The sequence below is a fragment of the Caballeronia arationis genome (assembly GCF_001544975.2).
Lineage (GTDB): Bacteria > Pseudomonadota > Gammaproteobacteria > Burkholderiales > Burkholderiaceae > Caballeronia > Caballeronia arationis.
Window position 1 is genome coordinate 64953 of the sequence record NZ_FCOG02000024.1, and the last position, 14733, is coordinate 79685.

Consider the following 14733-nt stretch of genomic DNA (forward strand, 5'->3'; position numbering starts at 1 on the left):
GTGTGGATGCCGCGCTCAATCGTGCTTGCTCCGCAGGCGATCGAGGTGTCTGAACCGGTCGACGCTCGGCACCATGTGCTTCGCCATGCGGCTCACGCCACCGTGCACGCCGCGCACGAGACGCGGCAGCGCCCAGCCGGCGAACACCAGAAACGCGATCACGAGCACAAGGAACAGGAGCGGGACGAAGAATGCGAGCGTGAGGCCGCCGAGCGCGCCGACGTCTTCGGTTGCGGAAGCCGCCCAGTTCGACACCGGCTCCGGCGAAAGATTGATAAGCGCGCGCGTGCCCGCCTTCGCGAAATGCGACGCGCCCGCGAGCGTGCCGCCTGCGAGCGCGGCGATGGTGACGAGCGCCGGATCGGCGTGGCCGAGCGAGGCGGCAGCGAGCACCGCGCCCGCCGGAATGCGGATCAGCGTGTGAACGGCGTCCCAGAGGGAATCGAAGGCGGGGATCTTGTCGGCGAGAAATTCGACGACCGCGAGAAACGCGGCCACGCCGATCACCCACGGTGACGACAGTACCGCGAGCGTGTCCGGCAGATGCACGAGCCCCATGCGCTCGAAGACGCCTGCCACGAAGATCGTCAGGTACAGGCGCAGTCCGCTGGCCCACGAAAGGCCCGCTGCGAGCGAAAGTGCTTCCAGCATTGCCGCCTCCTTGCGTGCTGCACGCGCCGCGCGCCCGGCTTGGGATCCAAGCGAGCGCTGGCGTCGGCCGCTTCCGCCGGAGATGCCGGAAGAAGCCACCCGTATCATGGAAGATGCGGGAAAAATAGAAACGAACGCGGCTCGATACTGCAAATTCGAGATGACTTCAGACCATTATAGCCATGCGGCGCCAGGCCTTGCACGCCAAGGTTGAGCAGTTGATGTTGCAGTTTAGCCGCTGCTCAATGGCCCGAGGACAGTTTCAGTCCGATGAGTCCGATCACGATCAGCGCCGCGCTCGCGACGCGCGCCACGGTGAGCGCCTCGCCCATTATCACGATGCCGAAGATGAACGCGCCGACCGCGCCGATGCCCGTCCAGACGGCGTAGGCGGTGCCGAGCGGCAACTGGCGCATTGCGATCGCGAGCAGCACGAAGCTGCCGGTGGCAGTCACGAGCGTGAACACGGACGGCCAGAGCCGCGTGAAGCCTTCGGACGATTTGAGACCAGCCGCCCATGCGACTTCCAGCAGACCGGCGATGAAAAGAAGAATCCAGGACATCGGAATGACTCCATCGAAAAATATGGGGCCGTCCCCTGTCGGCCAGAGTTGGCGCTTTAGCGCTTACTCTGGTACCTGCAACGTAGTTGCTGTGATTCGGAAGCGCGCGCGGTCGTCCGCGCGGCTGTAGGTGAACTGTAATTGTACCAAAACGGTGCAAAAGCTTGCATGCACGGTTCGCGCAAAGCGATTTTTCCATGACGACCATTCGTTCATCGGTCACATATGCGTCCTGGTGAATCCGCTAAAACTATTCGACAACGCGCCATCATTTCCGCGGACAAAAGCAATTCAACGCAGAAATATCGAATAAAGAGCGCGTCACGTGAAAAACGTGTATTAAGCTGAATGGCACGATTAAGATTATTCGCGTTTGATGCCGACGCCAGGTTTGAGCCCGGCCGACGCCGCCAGACAAGAAAGCAGCGCCATTACGATTCGCCGTTCGATTGAAAATTCTCGACGCGGAGTGCTCATGGAGTTCGATGCCGTCCTGCTATCCCGCTTCCAGTTCGCCTGGGTCGTCGCTTTTCACATTCTTTTGCCGGCATTCACCGTCGGCTTGTCGTGCTTTATTGCCACGCTCGAATTCAACTGGTGGATTACCAAGCGCGATGTCTATCGGCGGCTTTCCGCGTTCTGGCTGAAGATTTTCGCGGTGTCGTTCGGCATGGGGGTCGTCTCGGGCATCGTGATGCCGTTCCAGTTCGGCACCAACTGGAGCCGCTTCTCCGATATCGCCGCCAACGTCATCGGCCCGCTGATGGGCTATGAAGTCATCACCGCGTTCTTCCTCGAAGCCGCGTTCCTCGGCGTGCTGCTCTTCGGGCGCAAGCTCGTGCCGCAGTGGGCGCACGTGATGTCGGCGATCTTCGTGGCGACGGGCACCGTGATCTCGTCGTTCTGGATTCTCGCCGTCAACAGCTGGATGCAGACGCCGCAAGGCCACCGGATCCTGCCGGACGGCCGCTTCGAAGTCGTCAGCTTCTTCGACGTGATCTTCACGCCGTCGTTTCCGTACCGGCTCGGGCATACGGTCAGCGCGTTTCTCGTGACGGCGGCCTTCGTGATCCTCGGCGTCGGCGCGATGTACGTGCTGCAGCGGCGCGCGCTGGAGGAAAGCCGCGTGATGCTCAAGATGTCGCTGATCTTTCTCGTCATCATGGTGCCGGTGCAGATGGTGATCGGCGACATGCACGGTCTCAACACGCTCAAGCACCAGCCGGCGAAGATCGCCGCGATGGAAGGCCTCTGGGAAACCGGCTCGCGCGTGCCGGCCAATCTCTTCGCGATTCCCGATCAGGACGCGGAGATGAACCACTTCGAAATCGCGATCCCGGTGCTCGGCAGCATCTATCTGACGCACGATCCGAACGGCACGGTGCAGGGCCTCAAGGCGTTCCCCCGCGAGGACCGGCCGCCGGTGGCGGTCGTGTTCTTCGCGTTCCGGATCATGGTCGGCATCGCGCTCCTGATGTTCGCGCTCGTGCTGTCCGGCATCGTCCTGTTCGCGCGCGGGCGGCTCGAACAAAGCCGCACATGGCTGCGTTGCGCCACGCTCGGCATGCCGCTCGGGTTCATCGCCGTCATCGCCGGGTGGACGACGACCGAAGCCGGCCGCCAGCCGTGGACCATCTATGGCCTCCTGCGCACGAAGGATTCGGTGACGCCGTCGCTCACCGCGGCGAATGTCGGGCTGTCGTGGCTGCTCTACGTGCTCGCGTATCTCGTGATCTTCGGCGCCGGTTTCACGCTGCTGCGGCGGCTCGTGCGCGTCGGGCCGTCCGAGGCGACGCAAGGACATGAAGGCGATCAGCTGGAGCCCGAGAAGCGTGCCGCGCGGCCGCTTTCCGCGCTTTCGAACAAGACCGTTGCGGCGGCGGGCGCGAAGAGCAACGAACCGCCGCCGCGCGCTTGACCGCAACCTGCATGGTCGACAGGAGACTTTGCGATGCTCGATCTCGTGCCGCTCTGGGCCGCCATTCTCGCGCTGGCGGTGTTCATGTACGTGCTGCTCGACGGCTTCGATCTCGGCGTCGGCATGGTGTTTCTGTTGCGGCGCGACCCGCACGACCGCGACATGATGATCAATTCGGTCGCGCCCGTCTGGGACTTCAATGAAACCTGGCTGATTCTGGGCGGCGGCGGGTTGCTGGCGGTGTTTCCGCTCGCGTTCGCGATCATCGTGCCGGCCGTCTATTTCCCGATTCTCTTCATGCTGCTCGGGCTGATCTTTCGCGGCGTCGCGTTCGAGTTCCGCGAAGTGGTCGGCGCGCGCAAATGGCTCTGGGACGGCGCGTTCGGCTACGGCTCGCTCGTCGCGACGTTCTCGCAAGGGATCGTCCTCGGCATGTTCATCCAGGGTTTCCCGATCGAGGGACGCGTGTTTTCCGGGACGAGCTGGGACTGGGTCGCGCCGTTTCCGCTTTTGACGGGTGCGGGGCTCGTGTTCGGCTATGCGCTGCAAGGCACGACGTGGCTTGTGCTCAAGACCGAGGGCGACCTGCAGGCGTGGGGACGCCGGATGGCGCGTTTCGCGCTTATCGGCGTGATTGCGTTCATCTTGCTGATCAGCATCTCGACGCCCCTCAAGGACGCGCGAATCGCCGCGCGCTGGTTCGATTTCCCGGTGAGCTTCCTGTTCGCGCCGGTGCCCGTGCTGACGGCGCTGCTGACGTGGACGCTCTGGTCGAGCCTCGACAAGGATCGCGACGTCGTGCCGTTTCTGTGTTCGATCGGATTGTTCTTCCTGGCGTTCACCGGGCTCGTGATCAGCCTGTGGCCGTTCATCGCGCCGCCTTCGGTGACGTTGTGGGACGCGTCGGCGGCGCCGCTTTCACAGCAGTTCCTGCTGATCGGGACGATGTTCCTGCTGCCGATCATCGTGTTGTACGTGATCTGGTCGTACTGGGTGTTTCGCGGGAAAGTGCGGGGGGATATGGGGTATCACGGGTGAGCTTGCGTTTCGCCCGTCCTTACAACCGCTGCTCCACCGCCCGCTTCAGAATGCGCGTCCACTTGAGCGCCTCGCGCTTGTCGCGCATCGGCAGGCGCCATTCGCCGCGCTTCGCGTCCTTGACGTCAAGCAGAACCTGCCACGCGCCGTCCGGGCCCGCAGCCGGTTCCATCCGCGCGCCGCGCAGGTCCGCGAAAATATAGCCGCCGCGTTCGTCGCCAACGCGCAAGTCGCACAGCCGCTTGCCCGCCGCGAGGCGCACGCCGCCCCAATCGCGCCTCAGTTCGTGGGTCCAGTCGCCGTCCTGGCCGCGCGCGATGTTCGGGGCGACTTCGCGTCTGCGATGCAGCCAGTAGAGGATTCCCGCGACAACCAGCGCCGCGGCCACGACCGCCACGCCCGTCGCGACGCCGAGCCCGAAGTGCGCCGACAGTGCGTGGAACGACCACACCGCGCCGTAGATCAGCGCGACGAGGACGGCGAGCGCGACGACGATCGGCATCCGCGCGACTCAGCCGGCGTGAACGAAGACGGCGGACGTCATTGCGTGTGGTGCTTCGCGTTCCACTCGCGCAGCGCCTGCAGCGTGTTCGCGACGTGCTTCTCCGGCGAGAGGCTCGTGTACTCGTAGATGACCGTGCCGTCCGGCGCGATCACATACGACACGCGATTGGCCATCGACGCCTTCATCGGCATCGACGCGTCGTAGGACTTGATGATCTCCGAACCCGCGTCAGCCGCTACCGGGAACTTGCTGCGGCATTCGCTCACGGAGAAGCGCTTGAGCGTGTCGATGTCGTCGTGCGACACGCCGATCACGGTCGCGCCCTCGGCCTTGTACTGGTCGACGGCTTCGGCGAATTCGTGCGCCTCGATCGTGCAGCCCTTGGTGAAGGCCGCCGGATAGAAGTACAGCACAACGGGGCCCTTCTTCAGCTCGTCGGCGAGCGAGTAGTTGTACACGTTGCCGCCGAGCGATGCCTGCGCGACGAACGACGGCGCACGGTCGCCCGGCTTGAGCGTCGCAAACGCGACGAGCGCGTACGCCGCGAGTCCGGCGCCCAGCACGCCTGCCAGCATCCTGCCTGCAAAGTTGCGTTTCATGTGTCTCCCAGCCTTTCGCGTGATGACGGATATCGGGCGCCGTCTGGCGTCCGGGCGAAACACCGCACGTCTCATTCCAGCCGATGCGCGGCAAACCAGGTCGCCGCGTCGACCTGAAGCTTCGCGAGCACCGCCGGCGTGAGCCGTGCGAACGCGGCGTCGGCAAGGCTCGCATCAACTTCGGGGATGTCGCCCCGGTCGGCCGCCTGCGAAATCCGCAGCAGCACGCCGAGCGGCCCGCGTCCGTCGACGATCGCCTCGCGGATCGCCTCGGACAGGCTCAGCCGCGTCAGCGCCTCGGCAGCCGGCATGTCGAGCACGACATGCACCAGCGAGAAAATGCCGGTCATGAACGCGGAATCGGCGAACGAATCATCCGATGGACGCAACACACGCGCCGCAAGTTCCATGAATCGCGCCCGCGTGCCGACCAGTTGCACGAGCGGGTCCGAGCGCCACGGCAGGCCGCGTCCGTCGGCGTAGAGCAGGAGCTGCGTCCAGCGCGTGATCTGCCGGGTGCCGATCGCCGCGATGGCATCGCGCAGCGACGAAACATGCCGGCTCAATCCGAACGCGCTCGAATTGGCGACGCGCAGCAGTTGCACGACCACTTCGGGATTGCGCTTCAACTCTGCTTCGAGGCTGCGCATCGCGGGGTCATCGGCCAGCAGCGACAGAAGCCGCATCAGCGCGACGCGCGATGCGCTCGGGCGCCGCGTCGCGAGCACTTGCGGACGCGCGAAGAAATAACCCTGGAAGTAGTCGAAGCCGAGATCGCGGGCGCGCTGGAAATGCTCGTGCGTCTCGACCTTCTCGGCGACAAGCGCCTTGCCGCGACGCTTGACCTCCGCCGCGAGCGCCGGCAGCGCCTTCTGATCGGTGGCGAGGAAATCGATCTTCACCGTATCGACGTAGGGGAGCGCCGCGAGCAGCGTGTCGTCGAGCTTCACGACGTCGTCGAGGGCGAGCTGGAAGCCCGCATCGCGCAACTGCGAGCAGCGCCGGAACAGCGCGGCGTCGAAGGTGACGGTTTCGAGCACTTCGAGCACGAACCGGTCGGGCGGCATGATGTGGACGATGTCGTCGAACAGCAGCGCCCGGTTCATGTTCACGTAGCCGCGATAGTCGCCGAGCACGGCCGATACACCGATCTCCCCGACCGTGCGCGCCACGACATGCGCGGTCGCCTGCACGTCGTCATGGACGGGCGCGCGGTTGTCCGGACTGTCGCGGAACAACAGCTCATAGGCGTGGAGCGCACCGGAGCGATCGAGAATCGGCTGGCGTCCGAGAAAGACGCTTTCCGGTTCGCGCGCATCGTCCGGCTCGGTCGGCTGCAACGAATCGTCCATGGATCAAAAGTATGCGCTCGACCGGGACACCCTGACGCGTCGCATGGGACGCGCCTGTGTTCCGGTCAGCGATGGCCGAACTGAACTCGTATCACACATGGGCGGGCAAGTCGAGGAAGTGGTTCGTAATCGGTAAAAGAAACGCAAATTTGCGTTTCTGTAAGGTGTATTCAATCAAATTCCGGTAGGAAATGCCGCAATCGCCGCGACACTTTAACCCAAAACCATGGGTCCTCACAGGAATCAAAGGGCCGACAAAAATTAAACATCGGTCGGGAGCGGCCGTCCGTGGTGGCGGCCCGGGGCCGGCGCGCCCATTAAAGTAATTCGTGACATAGCCGATAACCTGCCTGATAGGGCGTGTACCTGTTGCGCGAAAAACGCGCGAGAAATTTGCGCGGGCAATCTCTCAAGAGCACGTGCCGCCACGCGTCCACCGACAGGTCACGCAACCAGAAGGCCATCACGAGAACATGCAAGCGAACCGGAACACTGTCCCCCGCCGCCTCTGGCGCGCCGCACTCGACACCGCGCTCGGTCTCATCGGCGCGTCGAGGCGGCACGCGCACGCGCCGGCCGCGGGCGACGCAGACGAACGCAGCGCGGCATCGGACCTTCCCAGCCCCGCATCCGCCGACACGACCGAAGCGCCGGCGCCGGCGGCAGCCGTCGAGCGGTCGTTGCCTGCGCATCTCGAGACGACGCTCGGCACGGTCGACTTCCTCGCTCAACTCGATGATTCATTGCGCTTCGTCTACGTGTCGGATGCGAGCATCAGCTTCATCGGCTATCACCGCGACTATCTCGGCATGCTGACGCTCCACGACCTCGTGGCGTCGAACGAAGCCGACGAGCTGAACGCGCTCGTGGGGCGCGCGCAGGCAAGCGGCAAGCTCGAATCCGCGACGCTTTCGCTCGTCAAGTCGCTGACTTATCCGATCACGGTCGAACTGCGCCTCCTTTCGACCGTCGCGCAGGGCGTGCCGGGCTTCGCGCTCGCGGCGTTCGAGGTCTCGCGCTGGCGCGACAACGAGGCGCGGCTCATGCACGCGCTCCACCACGACCCGCTGACCGGCCTGGAGAACCTCACGGCGCTGATCGCCGCGGTCAACGCCGTGCAGGCGGAAGCCGAGCACACGCGCACGCAGGCGGCGCTCGTGCTCGTCGACATCGACGACTATCAGCGCATCAACCGCGCGCTCGGCTACGATGCCGGCGACGACATGCTGCGCGAGACCGCGCGTCGCATCCAGCACGCGGCGGCGCACGGCGAGCGCGTGGCGCGCGTCGCGAGCGACGAGTTCGCGGTCCTGCTGCCGGCGGGCACGACAGCCGAAGCCGCCGAAAGTCTCGGCCGGCGCGTGCTGACGGCGATCGCGCAGCCGTATCGCTATCGCGGGCAGCACACGCATCTTTCCGCGAGCGTCGGCGTCGCGCTCTATCCCGATCACGCCGATCCGGCGACGGGCGCCGACGCGGCCGGCGGCCCGGGCAGCACGGCCGGCGCGCATCTGCTGCGCATGGCCGATCATGCGCTCGCCGAGGCGAAGTCGTCGGGCGGCAATACGGTCGTCTTCCACATGGTCGACGACGACCCGACCGACGCCGAGCGGCTGAAGCTCGAAGCCGATCTCTACGAAGCCGTGCGCAACGGCGAGTTTTCGCTGCACTTCCAGCCGATCACGAGCAGCCACTCCGGCGGCGTGGTGGGCGTGGAGGCGCTGATGCGCTGGCAGCATCCGGTGCACGGGCTCGTGCCACCGTCGACTTTCATTCCGCTCGCCGAATCGATCGGGCTCATCAACTATCTCGGCAACTGGGTGCTGAAGGCCGCGTGCATGCAGCTCGTGCAATGGGATGCGATCGGTATCCGGCTCGACTACGTGTCGGTGAACGTGTCGCCGCAGCAGTTCCGCGACAAGCGTTTCACCTTCGCGGTGCAGGAAGCGCTCACGCTGACAGGGCTCGATCCGCGGCGGCTCGTGTTCGAGATCACCGAAAGCCTCCTGATGCACGATCCCGAGGAAGCGACGCGGCTCCTGCAGAAGCTGAGGGCGTTCGGCATCCGCTTCGCCGTCGACGACTTCGGCACCGGCTATTCCAGCCTCGCCTATTTGCAGCGCTTTCCGCTTTCGAAGCTCAAGATCGACCGGAGTTTTGTCGAAAACCTGCTTACCTCCCGCAATAACCGCGCAATCGTGAGCGCGGTGGTGGGGCTGGCCCAGTCGCTCGGGCTGGAACTCGTCGCGGAAGGCGTCGAAACGGAAGCGCAGCGCGAGCTTCTGACCGAAATGGGCTGCGATCACATCCAGGGCTGGCTCATCAGCCACGCGCTGCCTTCGGAAGAGCTCGCACGGTCGTTCCAGTCGAACTCGCTCTTCCTTCACGAGGCATTATGAGATAGGGCACGTTCGTGTTTTAATCCGGGAGCGTGCCGCGCAAACCGCCTCTCATCGTCGTATCGCCGTATCACTGCAGCACCGTATATCGTTCCGGCCTGTTTCTCCGCTTTTCCGTTCGACGGGGAACGGGCCGAAGATTGACGCCGCGCCGGCCCGCCGCCGCGGCACCAGCAGGGCTTTCTCACAATACGCATGGCAAGCACCGTCAAGGCCGAATTACTGGACAAGCTGTGGCAGCGCATGAGCGAGCGCGGGGACTTCCCGATGCTCTCTCAGGCGCTGCGCACAACCGTGTCCGCGATGAGCGACGACGACCTCGACTTCACTGCCCTCGTGCAAGTCGTGCTGTCGGATTTCGGCCTCACGCAGAAGGTGCTGCGCCTCGCCAATTCGGCGATGTACATGGCGTTCGGCGGCAACATCACGACCGTCACGCGCGCGCTGATGGTGCTCGGCATGGATGCGGTCGGGCACCTCGTCGTCGGGCTGAAGCTCGTCGACCACTTTCATGCGAGCGTGCCGCGCCGCATCGACGCCAAGCTCGAACTGAACCGCACGCTGCTCTCGGGCGCGGTCGCGCGCCAGATCACCGAGCACACCGACCTGCGTTCGGCGGAGGAAGCGGTCGTCTGCACGCTGATGCGGCAGATCGGCAAGCTGCTCGTCGCGTTCTATCTGGAAAGCGAGTGGGACCAGTTGCGCCGCAAGGCGGCCGCCGAGAACATCAGCGACAGCAGCGCGTGTTCGGAGCTCCTTGGCGTCTCGTTCGAGGAGATCGGCATCGAGGCTGCGGACCGCTGGCGGCTGCCGGAGACGATCCGCGCGGGCATGCGCGCGAGCGACCCGCAGGCGCCCGATCAGACCGTGCCGCGCCACGTCGCCTGGCTGCAGGCCGTGACGAACTATTCGACCGAAGTCGCCGATGCGCTGACCGCGCAGAACATGGCGGGCGAAAATCGCGAGTCGCTGCTCGTCGACATTGCGAACCGTTACAGCGGCGCGCTGAACACCGACGCCGAGACGCTCGCCGCGATGAGCATCGCGCTTGCGAACGAAGAGAGCGGCGAAGGCGTGATGCGCGAGATCGTCGAATTGCGTGCGAACGCCGATGCGATCGCGCGCGCGGGGGTGTCGGCGGAAGCGCGGATCGGTGCGGGACTGGACGATTTGCGCGCGTTGCCGTCGAAGAATGCGCTTGGGCCGGTGCTCGCGCTGGCTTCGGAAGCAGTGCTGGCAGGCCTGGGCTTTTCGCGGACGGTGGTTTTCGTGCGCCAGGCCAACGACGAATTCCACGCACGGCTCGGGCTCGGGCCGAACGTGGAGAGAATGCTCCCGACGCTACAGTTCGCGGCGGCTTTCCAGCCGGACGTGTTTCATCTTGCGATCTCGAATCCGGTGGGCATCTTCATCGAGAATGCGCACGATCCGCGGATCGAGGCGCGTTTGCCGCGCTGGTTCAAGCAGGCATTCGGCGATGCCAAGGCGTTCGTGCTGCTGCCCGTGAAGGCCAACGACTCGACAGTCGCGCTCGTTTATGGCGACTGGACGCTTTCGCCGCAGGTGCGCAAGATCACGCCGCCGGAGATGAGTGCGCTCAATGAGCTCACACGGGAACTCAGCCGGTTCTTTTCCAGTGCGGATTGGAAGGAAGTCGAGCTGCTCTAGGGGGGTGCTGGCGCTTTGGGGTATGCGCTTCTATGGAACTTGCTTTCTTATCGGTCTATTAGCACTGCCCCTGTCCGGGGCGGGACTTACTTTCTTTGCTGCGGCAAAGAAAGTAAGCAAAGAAAGCAGCTTTTTATTCAGCAGTCACAACACGTCAACGCGATTGAAGTACTGAGTGGACATCCCGCCTAAGTGTCGCCCTCAAGCATCCACCCGGCTAGGCGCGCGCACGCACTGACACCTCCTGCACTCACGCGAAGTGGTAAGCGCTCCGTTCAGCTCCGTCCGCGCTTCGCGCGGACGACGGGCACAACAAAAACCAGCGGACTACCACCTCAACCGCGAAGCTCAAGCGCGCGACCGATGTATCCCTCGTTAGCGAAGCGGAAACGGATGAATGATTGCTGTGCCAGTTTGTTCACTGTGCGATGACACAGTGGTTAATCGCACCAATCCCCTTTAGTCCTTTGAGGGCGACACTTAGGCGGTATGACCACTCAGTACTTCAAGAGCGTTGCCGCCTCAAGACTGTTGCCTAGAAAAGCTGCTTTCTTTGCTTACTTTCTTTGCCGCAGCAAAGAAAGTAAGTCCCGCCCCGGACAGGGGCAATGCTAATAGACCGCTAAGAAAGCAGGTTCCATAGAAGCGGAAGAACATCGAACGGCGTTCGAACAGCAACCGCTCAATCAGCCCAACTGAAACTTCCCGACTAACCCCTTGAGCGCCCTCGCCTGATCATCGAGCGACTGCGCGGCGGCAGCCGCCTGCTCCACGAGCGCTGCATTCTGCTGAGTCCCGGCGTCCATCTGCGTGACCGCGCGGCTGATCTCCTCGATGCCGCTCTTCTGCTCCGCCGACGCCGCCGATATCTCGCCCATGATGTCGGTCACGCGCTTGACCGCCTTCACCACTTCGTCCATCGTGGCGCCAGCCTCTTGCGCGTAGGTCGAGCCGTCCGTCACGCGCGATACCGACGCGTGAATCAAGCCCTTGATCTCCTTCGCTGCAGCCGACGAACGCTGCGCGAGCGATCGCACCTCGCCCGCCACCACCGCGAAGCCGCGCCCCTCCTCGCCCGCGCGCGCCGCTTCGACCGCCGCGTTCAGCGCGAGAATGTTCGTCTGGAACGCAATGCCCTCGATCACGCCGATGATGTCGCCGATACTCTTCGCGCTCGCGTTGATCTGCTCCATCGTCGCGACCACGCGTCCGACCACTTCGCCGCCCTTCTCCGCGATATCGGATGCGTTGTGCGCCAGCATGCTCGCCTGCTGCGCGTTGTCGGCGTTCTGACGCACCGTCGACGTCAGCTGCTCCATACTCGTCGCCGTCTTTTCGAGCGCGACCGCCTGCTCCTCCGTGCGATGCGAGAGGTCGACATTGCCCGTCGAAATCTCGCTCGAGGCCGAAGCGATCGCCTCCGCGCTCGCCGCAATCTCGCCGACCGTCGACGACAGGCCGGACTGCATGTCCGACAGCGCCCGCAGCATGCTCGCGTGGTCGCGCGTCGAGATGTCGATGCGGTTCGACAGATCACCCGCCGCAATGCGGCTCGCAATCTCCTTCGCATAGCCCGGCTCGCCGCCGAGCTGTCCCGCAAGGCGCCGCACGACCCATTCACTCACGACGATCGCAAGCACGAAGAGCGCGACCGTCAGCGCAGAGACCATCACGAACGACGACTGATAGATGAACGCGGCGGCATCGATGGTCGCCTTGGCGGCGGCGCCCCGGCGCGCGACGAGATCGTCGACCATCTTTTCGAGCTTGCCTGTTTCGACCAGCAGCGACACATCCTGGATGCCCACCTGCCAGTTCATCTGCGAAAGATCGAGCGGCTGCTCCTTCACGAGCTTGAGGAAGGTGCGCAGGTTCTCGCTCCACTTCGTGACCGCCGCGGCGAAGCGCTTCTGCTGCGCGAGCGCATCCTGGTCGGAAGCGTCGATGTACTGCTGCAACTGCGCCTGTTCCTTGCCGATCTCCGCAAGCGCCTGTTCGATCTGCGCGCCGAGTTCGTCGCGTTCCTTGGCCGTGGTCGCGGTGAGCAGCATCTTTTGCGAGCGGCTCGCGCGCAGCAGATAGCCGCGGGTTTCCTCGGCGGCCCGGCTCGCGACATAGCCTTGTGTGTAGATCGATCCGGTAGAGCCGTTCAGACGGCTGATCTGCGTGAGCGCGATCGCGCCGATCACGAGCGTGCCCGCCAGCACGAGCGCGAAGGCGAGCCTGAGCGACACCTTCACGGACAGCCCGCCACGGCCGGCGGCCGTGCGGCCCGTTCTTGATGCACTTGAACCCTTTGAAGCTTGCGAGACGGAGCCCGCGCCGGCATGGCCGCGCAGCGAAAACGGTTTCATCGATTCATTCCCCGAATGATTCTGGTTGCAGGCCGCGTCGTCGAAAGACGCACGCCTTTGTCACTGGTCTACGGCAGTTCCGTCGCAAGTCTTGAGTAGGTGTTTCCCGCGCCCCGGTTCCGGGAATCCGCGCGCCGCTTGCGATCCTGCCGCCGTCGTCGCGTTATAACCGGCCAAAAAAAACGTGCGTGCGCAAATCTCGCTGCGTCCGGCTTGCCTGCCCGATTCGCGACAAAGGTTGGCAGGACAACGCGTACCGGACAAACTAAACTACGACCTATTCGACCTGCTCATGAATCGCCTAATACAGCGAGCGGGGCTGAAAAAAGATCCAAGAGACAACCTTTCGGCAGACTTTTCACCATGCAAACAAGCATCGACAAAGCCGCGCTGAGTGCGGCGCCGTCCGCATCGGCGCCTCCGGCCGCCGCGCAACGCACGGTCTATTCGGTTCTGGGTGCGATCAGCTTCTCGCACTTGCTGAATGACATGATCCAGTCGCTGATCCTCGCGATCTATCCGATGTTCAAGAGCGAATTCGCGCTGTCGTTCGCGCAGATCGGACTCATCACGCTGACCTACCAGATCACGGCGTCGCTGCTGCAGCCGCTGGTCGGCCTCTATACCGACAAGCATCCGAAACCCTGGTCGCTGCCCGTCGGCATGGGCTTCACGCTCGCCGGACTGCTCCTGATGTCGGTCGCGGCCAACTTTCCGACGCTGCTCGTCGCGGCGGCGCTCGTTGGCTGCGGGTCGTCGGTATTTCACCCGGAGTCCTCGCGGGTGGCGCGCATGGCCTCCGGCGGCAAGCACGGCCTCGCGCAGTCGCTTTTCCAGGTGGGCGGCAACGCCGGCTCGTCGCTCGGGCCGCTGCTCGCCGCGCTGATCGTGATTCCGCACGGACAGAAGAGCATCGCGTGGTTCTCGGCGGCGGCGCTCGTCGCGATCGTCGTGCTGGCGAACATCGGCCGCTGGTACAAGCGCCATCCCGCGACGAAGAAGGGCCGCGCGCAGGTCGCGCACGCCACCCTGCCGCGCAACAAGGTGATCGTCTCGATGAGCGTGCTCGTGCTGCTCGTGTTCTCCAAGTACTTCTACATGGCGAGCATCATGAGCTACTTCACGTTCTATCTGATCAGCAAGTTCGGGCTGTCGGTGCAAAGCGCGCAGGTGCATCTGTTCGTGTTCCTCGCGGCGGTCGCGGCGGGCACGATCATCGGCGGCCCGGTCGGCGACCGCATCGGGCGCAAGGTCGTGATCTGGGTGTCGATTCTCGGCGTCGCACCGTTCACGCTGCTTTTGCCCTATGCAAACCTTTTCTGGACCGGCGTGTTGTCGGTGATCATCGGGCTCGTGCTGGCGTCGGCGTTCTCGGCGATCCTGGTCTATGCGCAGGAATTGATTCCGGGCAAGGTCGGGATGGTCGCGGGACTGTTCTTCGGCTTCGCGTTCGGCATGGGCGGCGTGGGCGCCGCGGTGCTCGGTCATCTCGCCGATACGACCAGCATCGACTACGTGTACAAGCTCTGTTCGTTCCTGCCGCTGATCGGCATGCTGGCGGTGCTGCTGCCGCGCACGTCCGAGCTGAAGCCGAAGACAGCCTGACGACGCGCGTCACGCCTCAAAAAAAAGCCCGCTTCGACGACGTCGAAGCGGGCGTTTTCCTTGGTACGCCTGATGCGCGTA

At 64.2% G+C, this 14733-nt stretch carries 11 protein-coding genes; 5 read left to right on the forward strand and 6 right to left on the reverse strand.

The annotated features are described in order from the left end of the window. Positions 1-15: 15 nt before the first annotated feature. Together AWB81_RS16830 and sugE are read right to left on the reverse strand one after the other, a co-directional pair. Complete coding sequence (locus AWB81_RS16830; protein ID WP_062637328.1) at positions 16-651, reverse strand: DUF4126 domain-containing protein; 636 nt, start codon at positions 649-651, stop codon at positions 16-18. A gap of 242 nt (positions 652-893) precedes the next feature. Further along, the gene (sugE, locus tag AWB81_RS16835) at positions 894-1214 is read right to left on the reverse strand and encodes a quaternary ammonium compound efflux SMR transporter SugE (RefSeq protein ID WP_062637329.1); all 321 of its coding nucleotides are present in this window, start codon (positions 1212-1214) and stop codon (positions 894-896) included. A gap of 475 nt (positions 1215-1689) precedes the next feature. On the opposite strand from sugE, the gene AWB81_RS16840 reads away from it, so the two are divergent. Together AWB81_RS16840 and cydB are read left to right on the forward strand one after the other, a co-directional pair. Beyond that, positions 1690-3132, forward strand: coding sequence for a cytochrome ubiquinol oxidase subunit I (locus AWB81_RS16840; protein ID WP_062637331.1), 1443 nt, complete (start codon positions 1690-1692; stop codon positions 3130-3132). Positions 3133-3165: 33 nt separating this feature from the next. Further along, a complete protein-coding gene (gene cydB / locus AWB81_RS16845) occupies positions 3166-4170 on the forward strand; it encodes a cytochrome d ubiquinol oxidase subunit II (RefSeq protein WP_062637333.1) in 1005 nt (334 codons plus the stop codon). Positions 4171-4189: 19 nt separating this feature from the next. Here cydB and AWB81_RS16850 read toward each other — a convergent pair whose 3' ends face one another. The 3 genes from AWB81_RS16850 to AWB81_RS16860 all read right to left on the reverse strand — a co-directional run bounded on the left by AWB81_RS16850 (position 4190) and on the right by AWB81_RS16860 (position 6626). After that, positions 4190-4672: a hypothetical protein gene (locus AWB81_RS16850; protein WP_062637335.1), complete on the reverse strand. Its 483-nt coding sequence runs from the start codon at positions 4670-4672 to the stop codon at positions 4190-4192. A gap of 38 nt (positions 4673-4710) precedes the next feature. Beyond that, positions 4711-5274 (reverse strand): peroxiredoxin, encoded by a 564-nt coding sequence (locus AWB81_RS16855; RefSeq protein WP_062637337.1) that lies wholly within the window; start codon positions 5272-5274, stop codon positions 4711-4713. A 71-nt stretch (positions 5275-5345) separates the two neighbouring features. After that, positions 5346-6626 (reverse strand): EAL and HDOD domain-containing protein, encoded by a 1281-nt coding sequence (locus AWB81_RS16860; RefSeq protein ID WP_062637339.1) that lies wholly within the window; start codon positions 6624-6626, stop codon positions 5346-5348. Between the two features lie 473 nt (positions 6627-7099). Between AWB81_RS16860 and AWB81_RS16865 the strand changes: the two genes are divergently transcribed. Next, complete coding sequence (locus AWB81_RS16865) at positions 7100-9025, forward strand: putative bifunctional diguanylate cyclase/phosphodiesterase (protein ID WP_062637341.1); 1926 nt, start codon at positions 7100-7102, stop codon at positions 9023-9025. Between the two features lie 195 nt (positions 9026-9220). Next, on the forward strand, positions 9221-10693 hold the full coding sequence (locus AWB81_RS16870; RefSeq protein ID WP_062637343.1) for an HDOD domain-containing protein: 1473 nt from the start codon (positions 9221-9223) through the stop codon (positions 10691-10693). Between the two features lie 686 nt (positions 10694-11379). On the opposite strand, the gene AWB81_RS16875 is transcribed toward AWB81_RS16870, so the two are convergent. Continuing rightward, positions 11380-13047, reverse strand: a complete 1668-nt coding sequence (locus AWB81_RS16875; RefSeq protein WP_062637345.1) for a methyl-accepting chemotaxis protein — start codon at positions 13045-13047, stop codon at positions 11380-11382. Positions 13048-13410: 363 nt separating this feature from the next. Between AWB81_RS16875 and AWB81_RS16880 the strand changes: the two genes are divergently transcribed. Continuing rightward, a complete protein-coding gene (locus AWB81_RS16880; protein WP_062637347.1) occupies positions 13411-14652 on the forward strand; it encodes an MFS transporter in 1242 nt (413 codons plus the stop codon). Positions 14653-14733 lie beyond the last annotated feature (81 nt).